This is a genomic window from Arcticibacter sp., from assembly GCF_045629565.1.
Lineage (GTDB): Bacteria > Bacteroidota > Bacteroidia > Sphingobacteriales > Sphingobacteriaceae > Arcticibacter.
In genome coordinates this window covers 41,087-59,208 of the sequence record NZ_JAZQRL010000034.1, presented here as the reverse complement: position 1 = coordinate 59,208, position 18,122 = coordinate 41,087, and the positions used below count along the sequence as shown (strand labels likewise).

Here is an 18,122-nt window from a genome sequence, read left to right as displayed (position 1 = left end):
ATGTGACGCTGGCGGGAAAGGCACAGGATTGGCTTCCCGGTCTTTACTTGAGAAACTATCTCCAGCTTCTCTTCAAACGTGTGTTTTGCCATAAATGATAAACCCCAAAAGTTGTTGTCCAACTTTTGGGGTTCACTTCATGATTAATGATACACCCCTTTTGAAACACGGCTATGTACTGATTATACCAACCTGTACAACTTATCCCTTAAACGCAATAAGAGCCTTAGCTATTCGCGAAACAGCCTCTTCCTCTCCAATTACCTTTGTAATATCGAAAACGGCAGGTCCGAACTTGCCTCCAACGAGCATAATGCGGTATGGCAGCATCACATCTCCCACCTTTAGTCCTTTTTCCTGGGAGAGCTGCTTAAACGCTGCCTCCAGGTCTGCAGAGGAAAGATCTGACCGGGATGCCAGCAAGGAAGAGAATGCATGAAAGAAATCCTCCTTTTGCTCCGACCACTTCGGCTGAACCGAATTAAGATCGTACTCTGCCGGCGCCCGGAAAAAATAGCCTGCCTGCTGAACGAAATCAGTTGTAAACGTGCAGCGGTCTTTAACCAGATCGATAACGGAAAGGAGCTTATCCTCAGAGGCCTCAATACCCTGCTGAACAAAAAGCTTCGAAACTTCCGGATATAGTTTTTCCGCAGGCGTCCTTTTGATCCACTCAGCGTTAAACCACCTGGCCTTCTCGTAGTTAAACTTCGCTCCAGCTTTGCTGACATGTTCAAGGCTAAATTTTTCAATCAACTCTTCGAGGCTGAACAGTTCCTGCTCGGTGCCGTCATTCCAGCCCAGCATAGCCAGCATATTGATAAACGCCTCGGGCAAGAAGCCGATCTCACGGAATCCGGGAGTTACTTCTCCCGTTACGGGATCTGTCCAACTCATGGCATAGACGGGGAAGCCAAGCCGCTCTCCATCGCGTTTGCTTAACTTGCCATTTCCGTCGGGCTTTAAAATCAATGGAAGATGCGCCCATTTAGGCATTTCGTCTTCCCATCCCAGATATTTCCATAAAAGCAAATGAACAGGGGCTGAAGGCAGCCACTCTTCGCCCCGAAAGGCGTGCGTTATCTTCATTAAATAATCATCGACCACTACGGCAAGATGATAGGTAGGCATCCCGTCGGCCTTTAACAGCACTTTGTCATCTGAAAGACCGGCCTCAAAACTCACGTCGCCCCTGATCAGATCTATGAAAGATATCGTCTCTCCCTCGGGTATCTTGATACGAATGACATAGGGGGCACCGCTATCGAGCAATTGCTTAACCTCCTCCTGTGACAGGGATAGGGAGTTTTTCATTTCCTGGCGGCGTGCGTGACCGTACTGAAAATTGGGTATCTCTTTTCGCTTGGCTTCAAGCTCGGCGGAGGTATCAAATGCATAATAAGCATAACCTTCCTGAACTAATCTTTCCGCATATTCGCGATACAGGGGCTTGCGTTCGCTTTGACGGTAAGGACCATAAGGACCGCCTACCAGCGGACTTTCATCTGCGTGAAACCCACACCATTCCAGACAATCCGCGATGTATTGTTCGGCTCCTTCTACGTATCTGCTCTGGTCGGTATCTTCAATTCTCAGAATGAATTTACCGCCATACCTTTTAGCAAAAAGATAGTTAAATAAAACTGTACGTACACCTCCGAGGTGCAAACCTCCAGTTGGGCTGGGAGCAAAACGTACCCTTACGTTATCCGTCATAACTTATAAATGAAAGGTAAAGATACGCTTCCTTCGCTTCATTACAAACAGGACAAGCCCTGCACGGAGCCCACGGTCATGTAAGTGCCTTATTTTAAATTTCATGGTACTTTAATAAGCAAATGTTTCTATTTTTGCCTACCTTTTCTATAGATTTACCGATTGTTAGTAAATTGAAGAGGCAATAGAATAGAAAATGTCAGAGATTCTGGAAAATAAAGTACAAGAGCTAGCAGCGGTTGCATCAAAATTGTCGCCGCAGGAAGGCTTGGCTTTGCTAGCTAAACAGTTTGAGGGAAAGATCATTTTTTCTACCAGTTTCAGCTGGGAGGATCAGGCTATCGCTCATATGATCCTGAGCCAGTCGCTGCCTGTTAAGATATTTACACTGGACACGGGCCGCATGTTTAATGAGACCTACTATGTATGGAGCCGTACCAATGAGCAGTACAACACCAAGATTGAAGCATACTACCCTAATCAGGAAGCTATTCAAACCTTCGTAAGCCTGAAAGGTCCGAACTCTTTTTATGAATCGGTAGATAACCGGAAATCTTGCTGCTTTATCAGGAAGGTTGAACCCCTCAGAAGAGCTCTTGCGGGGCATTCGCTCTGGATTACAGGTTTGCGAGCCGAACATTCACCCGACCGTGGCGACCTCCCCGAAATAGAATGGGATGAGACCAATAAGATCATCAAGTACCACCCGTTGCTTCATTGGACAACAGATGAAGTCCGTGCTTTCATTAATCAGCACGGTATTCCCTATAATACTCTTCATGACAAAGGTTTTGTCAGCATTGGATGTGCTCCATGTACCCGGGCTATACAGCCTGGAGATGACTTTAGAGCTGGCAGATGGTGGTGGGAAGACAGAACGAATAAAGAATGCGGCCTTCATGCCCATTCATAATATAAAAATATAGTTTTTATGCCGCAACATACATTGGATTATCTTGACCTGCTGGAAGCGGAGTCTATACACATTATGCGCGAGGTAGCGGGTCAGTTTGAACGCCCTGCGCTTTTATTTTCTGGTGGTAAAGATTCTATTACCCTTGTACAATTAGCTCTTAAAGCTTTCAAGCCGGGCAAAATTCCTTTTCCGTTGGTTCACATAGACACGGGTCATAATTTCCCGGAAGCACTGGAATACCGTGACAGGATTGCGGAGCAATATGGAGCTAAGCTCATTGTGAGAAAAGTGGAAGATACGATCAAAGCAAGAGGTCTTAAAGAGCCTTCAGGCAAGTTCGCGTCCCGTAATGCACTGCAATCATACACCCTGCTGGATACCATCGAAGAGTTCGGCTTTGACGCCTGTATAGGCGGCGCACGCAGGGATGAAGAAAAAGCCCGGGCTAAGGAACGTATCTTTTCGGTAAGAGACGAATTCGGCCAGTGGGACCCTAAAAAACAGCGCCCTGAGTTATGGAACCTGTACAATGGTAAAATTGCACTTGGAGAGAACGTTCGGGTATTTCCGATCAGTAACTGGGTTGAGCTTGACGTTTGGAACTATATCAAGCGTGAAGGAATTGAGCTTCCCTCCATCTACTTTACGCATGAGCGCGAAGTGATTGTCCATAATGAGCATCTGGTTGCTATGTCTGATTTTATCCGTGTAGATGAAGGCGACGTGATTGTCAGGAAGAACGTCAGATATCGTACGGTCGGAGACATGACCTGTACAGCGGCTGTTGAATCAACGGCATCTACGATTGATGATATCATCGCCGAGATTCACCGCACTAATATTAGTGAGCGAGGCGAAACGCGGATCGATGATCAGGTGTCTGAGGCGGCGATGGAAGATCGCAAAAAGAACGGCTACTTCTAGATCGTTCTGAAACGAATGGCTCTTTTTGCTGAGCTTAACAATCACGATACGGTAAATGCCTGGCGCTTACCGGTTAAGAAAGAACAAAAACTAAATGGATTTACTGCGATTTATAACAGCTGGTAGCGTTGATGACGGAAAAAGTACCCTTATCGGGAGACTTTTATATGATACGGATTCGATAAAGGTTGACCAGCTTGAAACGATTCAGAAACAGAGTAAGAATAAGTCTGAAGGCGAAATTGACCTGGCTCTTTTTACAGACGGCTTGCGTGCTGAGAGAGAACAGGGTATTACTATCGATGTAGCATACAAGTATTTTAATACGGATAAGAGAAAGTTTATTATTGCGGACGCACCGGGCCATATCCAGTACACCCGAAATATGGTTACAGGGGCCTCTAACTCTGATCTGATCATTATACTGGTGGATGCCCGCCTGGGTGTGATCGAGCAGACTCGTCGGCATACCATTCTTGCCTCTCTCCTGCAGCTTCCACATGTGGTCGTGACCATCAATAAAATGGATATGGTAGACTTCTCTCAGGAAGTGTACGATTCCATAGTGACGGAATATTCAAAAATGGCTGAATCGCTGAACATCAAGGATGTGAAGTTCATTCCGATCAGCGCCCTGAATGGGGACAATATTGTCAACCCTTCGGCTAATACACCATGGTTTAAGGGCGAAACCCTGCTTCACCTGCTGGAGAATGTAAATGTAGCACAGGATATAAACTACGATGAATCGCGGTTCCCTGTCCAGTACGTAATTCGTCCTCAATCAGATGATCTGCACGATTATCGCGGTTATGCAGGAAAGGTTCTGAGCGGTACTTATAAAAAGGGCGATCGTGTGACGATTCTTCCTGATGGTATTGATTCGGTTATCGAAGCCGTGGAGGTCCATGGAGCGGAAGTTGAAGAAGCGTTTGCCCCGCAAAGTGCTGTTATCCGGCTTAAGGATGACATCGACATTAACCGTGGCGACCTGATTATCAAGCAATCGGATATTATCAAGGTATCTCAGGATATACAGGCGACGCTTTGCTGGATGGATAACAGACCGCTGGTGAAGGGTAATAAATACCTGCTGCAGGTTCAGAGCAAGCGTGTGAGATGTGTTATTAAAGAAATCAATTATAAAATTGATGTAAACACCCTTGAACGCCATGAGGATTTTGACCAGGTAGGCTTAAACGACGTGGTAAACGTCACCATTAAAACGGCATCTCCTATTGCTTATGACAGTTATAATACGCTTAGGGCTAACGGTGGAGCAATTCTTATCGACGAGACAGCTCATACTACCGTTGCAGGCTGTATGCTTCAATAGGCACCTTGAATACCATATTATTCGTTAGATTTATATAGCGAATAATATGGATACCGCAGAGAGGAATTATGCCGGGCTGATCGCTAAGATCGATGAGTTTATACGTAAATACTATTTGAATAAAATAGTGCGTGGATCGCTATATCTGGCGGCTGCTCTTTCAACCGGCTATATATTCATTACTGTTTCAGAATATTTTGGAAACTTCAGCCCGTTTACGCGGGCTGTTTTCTTTTATAGCTTCATACTGCTGCAGGCTGGCGTATTCCTGAGGTTTCTTCTGATGCCGCTTTTGGGATATTTCAGGCTGGGTAAGCGGATAGACCATCACCAGGCATCTTTCATTATTGGCAGACACTTCCCCCATGTGAAGGATAAGCTGGTTAATGCACTCCAGTTGAAGGAGCTGGCCGGGACATCCCTTGAATCGAATACCATCATAGAATCGGCTATCAACCAAAAGATCGCTGATCTTAAACCAGTTCCTTTTAAGTCGGCCATACGCATCGCCGAAAACCGAAAATATCTTCCCTATGCGCTGCCTCCGCTCCTGGTAATTTTTTTATTGGCTCTGACAGCACCGTATATCCTGAGTGAGGGAACCGAAAGGATTATTCATTACAAAAAGCCTTATGAGAAGAAGGCTCCTTTCCGCTTCGTTGTGCTTAATAAAGATCGGACAGCCTTGCGGGGCGAGGACTTTGATGTTTATCTTAAATTGGTAGGAAATGAGGTACCGGATGCGGTCTACGTGGAAGACGGACCTCATACTTTTAAGATTGGAAAAGAGAACACGGTCAGCTTTAAGCACACCTTTAAAAACCTCCAGAAGACGAAGATCATACGCTTTAAGGGAGGTGAGTTCTTTTCAGAGCCTTTTGTTATTGAGGTGCTGCAGCGTCCTTCTTTAACTGACGCCGAAGTTGACCTGATCTACCCAAAATACCTGAACAGGAAGAACGACAGGAAAAATAGCTTGAGCGATCTGACAGTACCTGCCGGTACCCGCGTCGTCTACAACATTGTTGCTGATCATACGTCACACCTCAGCGTATCCGGAGAGGAGGGCAAGCAGCAGCGTTTGGAGAGGAAAAATGGTAAGACGTATCAGTATTCCTTAACGGCAACAAAATCTACAAGTCTTAAGTTTCTGGCGAAAAGTACCGTTGGACAAGATACGGAGCTTGTCAATTTCCGGATAAACGTTGTTCCTGATGATGTTCCGTCCATTCAGATCGTGGAGCGAAAAGACTCGCTTGATAACCAGATGTCGTTTTTTATAGGACAGATTAACGACGATCATGGCTTTAAGGATTTGCGGTTGATGTACAGGATCAGGGAAGGCGATAAAACGTTGCCGCTTCGATCTAAACCTATCGCTCTGGACCGCCTGTCGGTGCAGCAATCTTTCTTTCAGAGTGTTACTGCCACTGATTTTAAGCTTGAGCCGGGACAGGATCTTGAATTCTACTTCGAAGTACGCGATAATGATGCTGCGGGAGGCTACAAGCGTTCAAGAACAGAGACGATGCGGGTGGCCCGCCCGTCTCTCAGCGCAACCGCGAAACAGGTGGAGCAGTCGCAACGAATCACAGAAGCGAAGCTACAGCAGGCGATCACGGGGGCTGCAGCTATTGAGTCGGAAGCTAAACGGTTGAACAGAGATTTGATCAATGAAAAAGAGCTGTCGTTTTCGCAGAAAAAGCAGGTAGCGGATCTGCTTCAGAAGCGAAAGGATCTGGAGCAACTGATCAGGGAGACGAAGGAAGAAAGTGAGAAAAGCCGCATGAATCAGAAGGACTTGTATGCCAACGCAGATGCGATGATGGAAAAGCAACAGCAACTGGAGAAGCTTTTGGACCAGGTACTTGATGACAAAACCCGCGGCCTTTTGAGGGAAATTGAAAAAATGCTTCAGGAAAATCAAAAGGCAGGAACGCAGCACGAGATCAGTAAGATGCAAACGGGGAGTAAGGAGCTTCAGAAAGAGCTTGATCGCATCCTGGAGCTCTACAAGCAACTGGAGTTTGAACAGAAGCTCACGCGCACGCTTCATGAGCTAGAAACAACAGCGGCTGAGCAGAAGCAGCTGGCCCTTACTATTGCTGGTGACGCCGGGAGTCAAAGGGAAACGCTTCGGCACCAACAGGGCCTGTCGGAAAAGTTTAAGACTATCAGGAAAGATCTGGCTTCTCTGGAAGAGAAAAGCCGGAAGCTGGAACGGAGCCGTCCTCTTGTGCAGTCTGCCGAAAAACAGCAAGCTATAGTGAAGGCCCAGGTTCAAAGTGAGAAGGCTATCTCCAATGCTGATATGACCAGGGCCCAGAAAGATATGAATGCTGCGGCGACCGAAATGGCAGCTCTCTCTTCTGAGCTGGAAAAGGCCAAAAATAATAGTCAGACAGCAGAAAATAAGGTAAAGATGGCGACACTTAACCAGATCTTGGACAACCTGCTAAAGTCGTCGTTTGATCAGGAAAAGCTGCTGCAGGCGATTAAGGCCAGCCAGTCTGCTGATCCTCACTTGGCTGCATATACCCAGACGCAACTGCAGATTAAGGATAATATGAAAACGATCGGCGACAGCCTTTATGCTTTAAGTCGCATTCTGCCCCAGATAGAGTCGACAGTAAACATGGAAGTTGGGAATATCGGTGCCTATATTAATTCTTCCTTAGAGGGCATGGCAGAGCGCAGATTAAGTGACGTTACGAGGTTTCAACAACGGTCTATGACCTCGATGAATAACCTGGCTTTGCTTATTGCTGAAGTCAGGGAACAGCTTGATCGCGCTATGAAAAACGCATCGGGGCAGGGTCAGGGTCAACAGAAGAGCCTTTCTCAACTGATACAGCAACAGGATGAGCTCAATAAGAATATGCAAAAAGCCAGGGAGCAGCTCAAACAAAACGGCCAGCTGAATGGTAAAGATATGGGGAGCTATAAGCTGTCTGAAAAAATGGCCAGAATGGCCAGAGAACAAAATTTGATAAAACGAGCATTGGAGGATTTCACCAAAGCATTGATGACACAAGGGGTGAGAGAATTGGGAAATCTGCAGAAATTAGCAAAAGATATGGAACAAAGCGAGACGGAGCTCGTAAACAAGAAAATTCAGTTGGAGACAATGAACAGGCAAAGGGATATTTTGGCCCGACTGTTGCAAGCTGACAAGTCTGATAGGGAGCGCGAACTGGATGACAAACGTGAAAGCAGGCAAGGTACGCACTTTTCACCGGGCGCTATTCCACTATTACAGCAATTGAAAGAGATTAAAGCTAGAGAAATAGATTATCTTAGGAGTGTTCCTCCTGGCCTCAATTCTTTTTATCAACTGAAAGTTGGTGATTATTTTAGATCTTTAACATCAAAACAGTGAATATGACAACTAATTGGGTAGATAATTCGGATAATTCCGTTCTTTATACTTTGCAGTTGCCCTCAAAGTTGGAAAGCATTACTATTCTCGAAAACTTTATTGACACTATTCAAGAGGAGAATAGCATCCCCGAAAGTGTTTATGCCAATATGCTGACTTGTTTAAATGAGGTTGTGATCAATTCAATCATCCACGGCAACAAACAAGACGAGTCTAAGAAAGTGTACATTAACCTGGAAATAATCGGCAAGAAGGTACTTCAATACACGATTACCGACGAAGGCGAAGGATTTGATTATAATAATCTTCCGGACCCGACCGCTCCTGATAACCTGGAGAACCTTTCGGGCCGGGGCATCTTCATCGTTAAACATCTGGCGGATCAATGCATCTTTAATATGACAGGAAACCAAATAGAATTACATTTTAAGATCTGATGGCCAAAGAGCGTATCCTTTTTCATTCAGAGGGAATTCCCTTTGTGCTTAAACAAAAAGGCGAGATCCGTAAGTGGATTAAAGCCACAATTGCCAACGAAAACCAGCGTTGCGGAGACCTGTCATTTATTTTCTGTAGTGATGACTATCTTCTGGATATGAATATCCGGTATCTGAATCATGATACGCTTACTGATATTATTACCTTCGACAACAGTGAACAAGAAGGCTTGATTGAGGGGGATATTTTCATCAGTATCGATCGCATTAAAGATAATGCTTCCAGCTTCAACACGTCTGAACGGGATGAGCTCCATCGCGTCATTATACACGGTATTCTTCACCTGTTAGGATACCAGGATAAAGGCAAAGAGCATAAAGCTAATATGACTGCGAAAGAGAACCAATACCTGAGGGCCCGAACGTTCTAAGTCCTTTCATTTACTGACCTTTCTGTTATAGAAAAGCCTGTTTTATTTGCTTATTTTTGCAAATTAAACGTCGACTTTGAAAAAAGCTATTGTTATAGGAGCTAGTGGCCTGATAGGGTCAAGCCTGATTCGTTTGCTGTTGTCAGACAATGGCTTCAAAGAGGTTGTCGCCCTGGTGCGCAAGCCCCTTTCGATACAACATAAAAAGCTTAGTCAATACATCATTGACTTTGATAAGGAAGGATCCTATTCGAAGCACGTATACGGCGATGTGATCTATTGCTGTCTGGGGACGACTAAGGCGAAGACCCCTGACCCGGCTGATTACAGAAGAGTTGACTTTGAATATCCTCTGAATTTTGGGAGGGTTGCGCGGACACAGGGCGTAAGCCAATATCATCTTGTTTCTGCATTAGGCGCTGATAGTCAGTCGGTTATACCCTACAACAAATTAAAGGGTGAACTAGAAGATGCATTGAAGCTGTTGAAATTCAGTTGCTTATGCATATACCAGCCGTCCCTACTGGATGGTTCCAGAGCGGAGTCAAGACCCGCTGAAAAGGCTGGCATAATGCTGATGCGCGGACTGAATGTGCTGCTTGTTGGACCACTAAAGAAATACAGAAGTATTAAAGCTAGTACGGTAGCGAAAGCTATGGTAATTAATACACATAAGAATCTTAATGGAGTACATGTTTATACTTCAGACAAGATCAAAGAAATAATATGAGCATTTTATCAGGAGAACAGTTAAGCCATGTATTTAATGATACCTGGTTATTTAAGGATTTGACGTTTGGGATCGCAAAAGGACAGAGGGTATCGTTGGTTGGCATCAACGGTTCCGGAAAATCAACGCTTTTGAAAATCCTTGCGGAAAAGATAGCACCGAAAGAAGGAAAGGTTGTAAAAGAAAGAGGCTTGCATATTGGGTACCTGGAACAGGATCCTGATTTCACCGGACAAAATACCATATCTGACTACATATACAGTATGGATAATGTGCAGCAGCAAGTCATCAGGCAGTATGAGAAGCTTATCGAAGATGAGCATCCTGACCCAAAGGAGCTCGAGCGATTGATCGACCAGCTGAGCGAACTTGATGCCTGGGAATATGAACATCAGATTAAAACGATTTTACAACGCTTGTCTATAGAGGACCACCAGCAGGAAATAAAAAGTCTTTCCGGGGGACAGCGTAAGCGACTGGCATTGGCAAAGCTGCTGATCGATAATCCGGATGTGTATATATTGGACGAGCCTACCAACCATTTAGATATTGAAATGATCGAATGGCTGGAGAGTTTCCTGACGACTGGCAATAAGACGGTATTGATGGTAACACACGACAGGTATTTTCTTGACAATGTATGTAATCAGATCATTGAACTGGACAAGCAGAAGCTTTTCAACTATAATGGCAAGTACAGTTATTACCTGGAGAAGAAGTCGGAGCGCGAGGCGGAAGATGCTTCATCTTTACAAAAGAACCGTAATCTCTTGAAGAAGGAGCTGGAGTGGATGAGACGGATGCCTCAGGCGAGGGCTACTAAATCAAAGGCTCGTATTGACGCTTTCTATGACCTGGAGGCGAAGACCAAAACTACCCAAAGCCAAAAAGTGGAACTTAGCACATCAGTTTCCCGTCAAGGCAATAAGATAATTGAAATACATAATGTAAAGAAAGGCTTCAAAGACAAAGTTCTTATTGAAGATTTCAGCTATACTTTCAAAAAAGGCGATAAGATAGGCATTGCCGGGCGCAATGGAACAGGCAAGTCAACCTTGCTTAACTTGCTGACGGGTGTAAGCCAGCCTGACTCTGGTACCATCTCTATTGGCGAGACGACCGTTTTTGGCTACTATAAACAGGCCGGTTTAGAACTGAATAACGACGAACGAGTAATTGATGTGGTCAAGAATGTGGCGGAATATATTTTGATGGCCGATGGCAAGACGCTTACTGCCTCCCAATTACTGACGCACTTTCTCTTCCCTCCTGCTAAGCAACACAACATGGTGAGCAAGCTTAGCGGTGGAGAAAAAAAGCGATTGCAGCTAATGCGCGTACTGATGAAGAATCCAAATGTGTTGATATTGGATGAGCCAACAAACGATCTGGATATTGATACCCTTAATATACTTGAAGAGTTCCTTGAACGTTATTCTGGTGTACTCTTACTGGTATCGCATGACCGTTATCTGATGGACAGGCTGACAGAACAGTTGTTCATTCTGGAAGGGAATAAAAAAGTAAGAGTCTATTCTGGCAATTATACCGATTACAGACTGGAGAAAGATAATGAGTCGAAAGTCAGGGAAGAAGTAAAGACCACCACAAAGAACACGACTGACAGCAATAAAAAGAATAAGCTTTCATATAAAGAAGAACGGGAACTGGAAGAAATTGATAGTACCATTCCCGAAACAGAGAAGAAGATCGAAGAACTGAGCAACAAACTAAATCAGGGTTTAACAGACCATGAAGAGCTTTCCAAGTTGGCTTTGGAGATACAGCATCTCAAAGATAGACTGGACGAAATGAGTTCGAGATGGCTGGAGTTAATGGAAATTAAAGAGGTGTAATCACATATGGTTCCACGTGGAACCATATAAAGCGATATAAACGTTCCACGTGGAACAGACACAAAATGTTTAGAAAATACGATATAATTGTTGTAGGGGCAGGACATGCAGGCTGTGAGGCTGCTGCAGCAGCCGCTAATTTAGGATCATCGGTACTTTTGATAACCATGAATATGGGAACCATTGCACAGATGAGTTGCAATCCTGCGATGGGTGGTGTAGCGAAAGGACAGATTGTTCGGGAGATAGATGCCATGGGTGGATACTCGGGAATCGTCTCGGATAAGTCTACTATCCAGTTCCGGATGCTAAACCTGTCAAAGGGACCCGCTATGTGGAGTCCAAGGACGCAGAATGACCGCATGCGTTTTGCGGAGGAATGGAGACTCATGCTGGAGCGAACTCCAAACGTAGACTTCTGGCAGGATACTGTTAAAGAAATACTCGTTACGGGCGACAGAGTCACAGGGGTGAAAACTTCACTTGGCATAGACATTCGCAGTGACGCCGTGGTATTGACTAACGGAACATTTCTAAATGGCATCATTCACATAGGAGAGAAACGATTCGGTGGCGGGAGGACTGCTGAAAAGTCGGCTACCGGACTAACTGAACAATTAGTGGAGCTAGGCTTTGAGTCGGGAAGAATGAAAACTGGAACCCCCCCTCGCGTTGATGGCCGGAGCCTGAACTATTCCTTGATGGAAGAACAGTGGGGAGACCAAAATGCTGGCCGCTTTTCGTACACGGACGTCGATATCCCAACGGAGCAACGTTGCTGCTGGATAACCTACACCAACTCCTCCGTACACGAAACGCTTAAGGAAGGCTTTGAAAAGTCGCCCATGTTTACCGGAAGAATCAAGGGACTTGGACCGCGTTATTGCCCGTCTATTGAAGATAAGATCAACCGTTTTGCTGAGCGGGACCGCCATCAGATCTTCGTAGAACCTGAGGGCATGAACACCGTAGAAATTTACGTGAACGGATTTTCAACTTCGCTTCCGGAAGATATCCAATATAAAGCGCTGACTAAAATACCAGGCTTCGAGAACGTGAAAATGTTTAGACCGGGATATGCCATAGAATACGACTTCTTCCCTCCTACCCAACTGAGCCTGACATTGGAAACCAAATTAATTAATAACCTCTTTTTTGCGGGCCAGATTAATGGAACTACAGGATATGAAGAAGCGGCGAGTCAGGGATTTATTGCCGGCATTAACGCTCACCAAAAAATTAACGATCTTCATGAGCTGATCATGAAAAGATCTGAATCCTATATCGGAGTACTTATTGACGACCTGGTCACGAAAGGAACTGAGGAGCCATACCGTATGTTTACTTCGCGCGCAGAGCACCGATTGCTTTTACGTCAGGATAATGCCGATATCAGGTTGAGTCCTATAGGCCACAAACTGGGACTCATTAATGATGAACGATTAAAGAAGGTGGAGGATAAAATCAGCCATTCTGATAACATTGTGAAATATCTGAAAGCCACTTCCATTGAACCCTCACAGGTAAATGGACTGCTGGAGGAACTGGGCACGGCACCAATACCACAAAATTTCAAACTGTTTCAACTCTTGACGCGTCCCCAGGTAGCACTCTCTGATTTGAGACGAGCGAGCGGAGGCTTGGAAGACCTCTTATCCGGATTTGATAAGGAGACTGTAGAGCAGGCTGAAATCAAAGTTAAGTATGAGAGCTATTTCGAAAAGGAACTGGAGATCGTGGGAAAGATGAAGCGGATGGAAGATCAGGAAATCAACCCGGATTTTGATTACTCCTCCATGGGATCTTTGTCGAAAGAGGCCAGGGAAAAGTTAAGAAAGATCCGTCCAAGGACTCTAGGTCAGGCCTCGAGAATATCGGGCGTATCTCCTTCAGATATTTCCGTAATTATGGTGCATTTAAAGTAATATAGCCCTAAATAATTGATTTACAACAAGTTAACATATTTAAACTGCGACGCATTTTAATGCGATCTGCGGCGTTAAAAAACACCAAGCGAGATAACACTCCATATTGAGATAAATATCGTTAAACAGCTTATAAATGCGTAATACACAGCTCTCTGTTTTTTTTGCCATTTTCGTGTCCAGTATGATGATACTCTTCTTTCCGGGATGCGCAAGTATACAAACTCCAACTGGTGGCCCCAGGGATAGCATTGCACCAAAGGTATTGAAAGAGACCCCGGCTAATTTTACGACCGGGTTTCGCTCAGATGAGATTAACATCCAGCTCGATGAGTATTTCAAAATAAGCAATGAATCTAAAGAATTCAGCATATCTCCATCAATGGATAAAAATCCGTTTTTTAAGGTGAGGAAAAAAGTGCTGAATATTCAGCTTCAGGATACCCTCGCACCTAACACTACGTACACGATAAACTTTGGAAGAGGCCTGGTTGATTACAACGAGGGCAACGTCTTAAAAAACTATATGTATGTTTTTTCTACTGGAGATAAGATTGATTCATTGACCATTAGTGGAACAGTCACGAACACGCTAACGAAACAACCCGTACTTGATGCTACTGTATTCATCATTCCCCTGAGCCAGGATTCGATATTCGGCAAAAGACGAGCTAACATCTTTACCACTACCGACTCTTCAGGAAACTTCAGCCTGAAATACCTGAGGGCTAATACGTATCGGGTATATGCATTGAAAGAAGAAGGTGGAGACAGAGTCTACAATTCGCCGAACGAGGAAATCGCCTTCCTTAGTGAACCCCTGGTGTTCAGTAAAGACACAGCTGGAATTAAGTTGGAACTATTCAAACAAGAGGCCGGAAATTTCAGGATAGTGGACAGAAAGATCGAGAAAGATGGAAAGATCGTATACATGTTCAATCAGAAACTGAGCCGGCCGGGAATCCGTATATTGCAACCGCAACAACTCGATCAGTCAAAAATCGTAGAATTTAGTCGGACCAACGATACCTTATCTATGTGGACTGAAAAAATGGACTTCGATTCGATACAGGTCGCGATTATGAATGAAGGCAAAGACATCGATACTTCAGTGATCAGAAGAAATAAACGGGACGAGTACAACCGCGAGCTCAAGATTACGGATAATACCCCCAGTTCAAGAATTAAGCCGGGATCGGATTTGGTATTGACTTTCTCCGCACCTGTCGGCGATAAAATTGACCCTTCCAAGATAACTTTCCTTCAGGATTCGGTATCAGTAAGCGGCCTTCGAATTTTCAGAGATACCCTTTCGACCAGAAAATATATATTCAAATACCCCTGGAGGATAGAGCGAAGTTATATCCTCAAGCTTGATGAAAATGCCTTTTCGGGACGCTTTGGGGGGGCAAATAAACCGTTTGAAAAAGTTTTCTCCCGGGATGAAGAACTCAACTACGGAAATCTGGCCCTGAGTGTTAGTGTCCCTGACACCTCGCAGCAATACATTGTTCAACTTCTTAATGAGAAGGACGAACTATTAAAGGAAACTATAATCAATAAAAATAGCGTGATCCAATACAATATGTATTCGGTTGGAAAGTACCGCTTCAGGGTAGTCTATGATTCTAACAGAAATGCGAAATGGGACACGGGAGATGTATACCTTAAAAAGCAACCGGAGAAGGTTTGGAATGCTAACGTTGAAATCACGTTAAGAGCGAACTGGGAGCTGGAGGAAAAGCTAACTATTCCTCCGGAGACATAAACCAGTCTGAGTACATGATATAATTTTTAGGCAGCTGGATTAATAATTCACGCTGGGCATCGGAAATTGCCTTAACCCGCTTTGCAGGCGTGCCCGCATAGATATAGCCCGACTCGCAACGCGTATTTTCGAGTACTACTGAGCCAGCGGCAATAATGGTAAAAGGCTCAACCACAACGTTATCCATTACAATAGCGCCCATTCCAATAAGCACATTATTCTCAAGGGAACAACCATGAACAAGTGCGTTATGCCCTATTGAAACATTGTCGGCAATACTTGTTGCTGCTCGTAAATAAGTGCAATGAATGACAGCACCATCCTGGATATTGACATTATTGCCTATTCGGATAGCATTTACGTCTCCGCGGACAACCGCGTTGAACCAAACCGAGCAGTTATCCCCCATTGTCACGTCGCCTACAATAGTGCTATTTGGAGCTAAAAAACAATCAGCCCCAAAAGTTGGCTCTACTCCTTTAACTGGTAATATTAATGGCATATGATTCTTTATAAAATAGTGTCTTCCGGAGTTTCCTGATGAACAGGATAATCCGTAGTGTAGTGCAAACCACGACTTTCCTTTCTTTTTAACGCAGATTTGATAACAAGATAAGCACATTGAATAACATTGCGAAGTTCACATAGCTTAACGGAGAGTTTGGTCATCTTGTAAAACTCCTCCGTTTCAGAATGCAACAGTCCCAGTCGTCTGAGTGCTCTTTCCAGACGAAAGTCTGAGCGAACGATGCCGACGTAATCACTCATAATTTTTTGAGTTTCTCTCAAGTTATGAGTAACCAAAATATCTTCGTTAGACAACACGGTATTGGTTTCATCCCATTCCGGGATCTGCTCAGGGATAATATTCGATTGGTATTGCTTCAAAGCATCTACGTATATTCGGTGCGCAAAAACGGTAGCCTCAAGTAAGGAATTGGAAGCCAAGCGATTCGCTCCATGCAGCCCGGTTGAGGAACACTCCCCACAGGCGTAAAGCCGATGTATGGAAGATCTTCCGTACTCATCCACCATGATTCCTCCACACATATAGTGACATGCAGGCGTTACCGGGATATAGTCACGACACATGTCGATACCTATACTGAGGCATTTAGCATATATATTCGGAAAATGGCGCAGGATATCTTCTTTAGAGCGATGTGTTATATCCAGGTAAACAAACTCATCCCCCGACTTCTTCATCTCGGAATCTATAGCACGTGCGACGATATCTCTCGACGCAAGAGAAAGCCGCGGATCATATAGGTGCATAAACTCCTTGCCATCTTTGGTGCGCAGCACTCCTCCAAACCCACGAACAGCCTCGGATATCAGAAAAGAAGGATATTCCCCGGGATTATAAAGTGCAGTTGGATGGAATTGTATGAACTCCATGTTTCTTACCTTTCCCTTAGCACGGTAGACCATAGCGATTCCATCGCCTGTAGCTATGGTCGGGTTAGTTGTATTTGAATAGATATGACCTGCCCCGCCCGAAGCCATGACAGTAACCCTGGAGAGGAACTTCACGACCCGACCAGTCGTACTGTCCAGCGCATAGATACCATAACATTCAATGTCATCAGAACGCTTATCCACGAGTTTTCCACAATGATGTTGCGTGATCAGCTCGACAGCTATAAAATGGGTGAGAATTTCGATGTTCGGATTAGTATGGACCTGCTCCAACAACGCCCTTTCAATCTCGAACCCGGTAACATCCTTATAATGAAGCACTCGGTGTTCCGAATGACCACCTTCCTTAGCCAGGTCATAGATACCTTGCGTATTTTTGTCGAAACGCGTACCATAGTCTATGATCTCCTGAATACGCTCAGGCCCCTCATTAACTACTATATCAACAATTTTCTTATTACAAAGCCCGTCACCGGCAATCAAGGTATCTTCGACGTGTTTGTCGAAAGAATCTTGTTTATCCACAACTACAGCCACACCACCCTGGGCATACTTCGTGTTTGATTCATCTTCATTTGCTTTCGTAACTATCAGTACTCTACCATGTTTTGCCGCCTTTAGTGCAAAACTTAATCCGGCGATCCCAGAACCAACAACTAAGAAATCAACATCTCTCATGGATAACTATTCTAAAAATTAAAATCCTCTATCGGTTATGTGGATAACCTACGTAAAGATGTTAATTTTGAACCTAACAAGGCTAATAATTTTTAATAACTAATCGATTACCGCAGAACGCGGGGAAAATTTTTGTTTTTTGATAAAGTTATCAGCCCGAATGAGCAGAGTTATCAACGTTTTCCACACACCAAGAAATGAACAGGAAAAATTTTCTTCCAAAAATTTGTTTTCTCTAGAGTTCTACATTTTAAGCAATTAGATCTATAATAGTGTTAATAAAATGTTAATAAAAGCTTAATAAGCCGAACTTACAACGAAATTTCATTGACTTTACAAACATTACCAACACACTAATAACCTATAAGATTCTTTACTTAAGTAATTAATTGTAATTATTGAGATGTTGGAAATAGCTACTTTTGAAGAACCAAATAGAAGAACTCTTGGGAAAAGGAGAGTCTCTTGTAAGTTATGCGCTCATCATCAAATGATATGCTGTTGTAGAAAGAGCTGGAATATTAAGATTTTTTATAAGTATCTTAGTATCAGATTTTTATGGGTTAAAAGCTATTTTAAGCAACATATTGGTATGGGATGGAAAGAC

The 18,122-nt window shown here is 44.1% G+C and carries 13 protein-coding genes; 10 read left to right on the top strand and 3 right to left on the bottom strand.

Translation table 11 applies throughout. The annotated features are described in order from the left end of the window. Window positions 1-201: 201 nt before the first annotated feature. Window positions 202-1,716 carry a glutamate--tRNA ligase gene (gene gltX, locus ACKI5J_RS04610; protein WP_407426986.1) on the bottom strand — a complete coding sequence of 505 codons (1,515 nt, stop codon included), beginning with the start codon at window positions 1,714-1,716 and terminating at the stop codon, window positions 202-204. Window positions 1,717-1,912: 196 nt separating this feature from the next. Here gltX and ACKI5J_RS04605 point away from each other — a divergent pair, with 196 nt between their 5' ends. From ACKI5J_RS04605 to ACKI5J_RS04560, 10 genes are all read left to right on the top strand, one after another. Continuing rightward, entirely contained in the window at window positions 1,913-2,629 is a 717-nt protein-coding gene (locus tag ACKI5J_RS04605; RefSeq protein WP_407426984.1) for a phosphoadenylyl-sulfate reductase, read from the top strand. An 18-nt stretch (window positions 2,630-2,647) separates the two neighbouring features. Next, window positions 2,648-3,556 (top strand): sulfate adenylyltransferase subunit CysD, encoded by a 909-nt coding sequence (cysD, locus tag ACKI5J_RS04600; RefSeq protein ID WP_407426982.1) that lies wholly within the window; start codon window positions 2,648-2,650, stop codon window positions 3,554-3,556. Window positions 3,557-3,650: 94 nt separating this feature from the next. After that, window positions 3,651-4,892, top strand: a complete 1,242-nt coding sequence (locus tag ACKI5J_RS04595; RefSeq protein WP_407426980.1) for a sulfate adenylyltransferase subunit 1 — start codon at window positions 3,651-3,653, stop codon at window positions 4,890-4,892. Window positions 4,893-4,938: 46 nt separating this feature from the next. Continuing rightward, entirely contained in the window at window positions 4,939-8,271 is a 3,333-nt protein-coding gene (locus ACKI5J_RS04590; RefSeq protein ID WP_407426978.1) for a DUF4175 family protein, read from the top strand. A gap of 2 nt (window positions 8,272-8,273) precedes the next feature. Continuing rightward, window positions 8,274-8,708: an ATP-binding protein gene (locus ACKI5J_RS04585; protein WP_407426976.1), complete on the top strand. Its 435-nt coding sequence runs from the start codon at window positions 8,274-8,276 to the stop codon at window positions 8,706-8,708. Continuing rightward, entirely contained in the window at window positions 8,708-9,139 is a 432-nt protein-coding gene (gene ybeY, locus ACKI5J_RS04580; RefSeq protein WP_407426974.1) for an rRNA maturation RNase YbeY, read from the top strand. Before ACKI5J_RS04585 ends, ybeY begins: the two co-directional genes overlap by 1 nt. A gap of 76 nt (window positions 9,140-9,215) precedes the next feature. After that, window positions 9,216-9,869, top strand: coding sequence for an NAD(P)H-binding protein (locus ACKI5J_RS04575; RefSeq protein ID WP_407426972.1), 654 nt, complete (start codon window positions 9,216-9,218; stop codon window positions 9,867-9,869). After that, window positions 9,866-11,725 carry an ABC-F family ATP-binding cassette domain-containing protein gene (locus tag ACKI5J_RS04570; protein ID WP_407426970.1) on the top strand — a complete coding sequence of 620 codons (1,860 nt, stop codon included), beginning with the start codon at window positions 9,866-9,868 and terminating at the stop codon, window positions 11,723-11,725. The genes ACKI5J_RS04575 and ACKI5J_RS04570 overlap by 4 nt, the downstream gene beginning before the upstream one ends. 65 nt (window positions 11,726-11,790) lie before the next feature. Further along, window positions 11,791-13,650 (top strand): tRNA uridine-5-carboxymethylaminomethyl(34) synthesis enzyme MnmG, encoded by a 1,860-nt coding sequence (gene mnmG, locus ACKI5J_RS04565; protein WP_407426968.1) that lies wholly within the window; start codon window positions 11,791-11,793, stop codon window positions 13,648-13,650. Window positions 13,651-13,786: 136 nt separating this feature from the next. Continuing rightward, a complete protein-coding gene (locus ACKI5J_RS04560) occupies window positions 13,787-15,418 on the top strand; it encodes an Ig-like domain-containing protein (protein ID WP_407426966.1) in 1,632 nt (543 codons plus the stop codon). On the opposite strand, the gene ACKI5J_RS04555 is transcribed toward ACKI5J_RS04560, so the two are convergent. Beyond that, complete coding sequence (locus ACKI5J_RS04555) at window positions 15,399-15,920, bottom strand: gamma carbonic anhydrase family protein (RefSeq protein ID WP_407426964.1); 522 nt, start codon at window positions 15,918-15,920, stop codon at window positions 15,399-15,401. The genes ACKI5J_RS04560 and ACKI5J_RS04555 overlap by 20 nt on opposite strands. 8 nt (window positions 15,921-15,928) lie before the next feature. Further along, entirely contained in the window at window positions 15,929-17,515 is a 1,587-nt protein-coding gene (gene nadB, locus ACKI5J_RS04550) for an L-aspartate oxidase (protein ID WP_407426962.1), read from the bottom strand. Window positions 17,516-18,122: the final 607 nt, after the last annotated feature.

Bases quoted from the DNA above. Each gene is read 5' to 3' on its own strand.
- ybeY (WP_407426974.1), top strand. From the start codon at position 8,708: ATGGCCAAAGAGCGTATCCTTTTTCATTCAGAGGGAATTCCCTTTGTG.
- ACKI5J_RS04595 (WP_407426980.1), top strand. From the start codon at position 3,651: ATGGATTTACTGCGATTTATAACAGCTGGTAGCGTTGATGACGGAAAA.
- ACKI5J_RS04590 (WP_407426978.1), top strand. From the start codon at position 4,939: ATGGATACCGCAGAGAGGAATTATGCCGGGCTGATCGCTAAGATCGAT.
- mnmG (WP_407426968.1), top strand. From the start codon at position 11,791: ATGTTTAGAAAATACGATATAATTGTTGTAGGGGCAGGACATGCAGGC.
- ACKI5J_RS04585 (WP_407426976.1), top strand. From the start codon at position 8,274: ATGACAACTAATTGGGTAGATAATTCGGATAATTCCGTTCTTTATACT.
- cysD (WP_407426982.1), top strand. From the start codon at position 2,648: ATGCCGCAACATACATTGGATTATCTTGACCTGCTGGAAGCGGAGTCT.
- ACKI5J_RS04605 (WP_407426984.1), top strand. From the start codon at position 1,913: ATGTCAGAGATTCTGGAAAATAAAGTACAAGAGCTAGCAGCGGTTGCA.
- nadB (WP_407426962.1), bottom strand. From the start codon at position 17,515: ATGAGAGATGTTGATTTCTTAGTTGTTGGTTCTGGGATCGCCGGATTA.
- gltX (WP_407426986.1), bottom strand. From the start codon at position 1,716: ATGACGGATAACGTAAGGGTACGTTTTGCTCCCAGCCCAACTGGAGGT.
- ACKI5J_RS04570 (WP_407426970.1), top strand. From the start codon at position 9,866: ATGAGCATTTTATCAGGAGAACAGTTAAGCCATGTATTTAATGATACC.
- ACKI5J_RS04560 (WP_407426966.1), top strand. From the start codon at position 13,787: ATGCGTAATACACAGCTCTCTGTTTTTTTTGCCATTTTCGTGTCCAGT.
- ACKI5J_RS04555 (WP_407426964.1), bottom strand. From the start codon at position 15,920: ATGCCATTAATATTACCAGTTAAAGGAGTAGAGCCAACTTTTGGGGCT.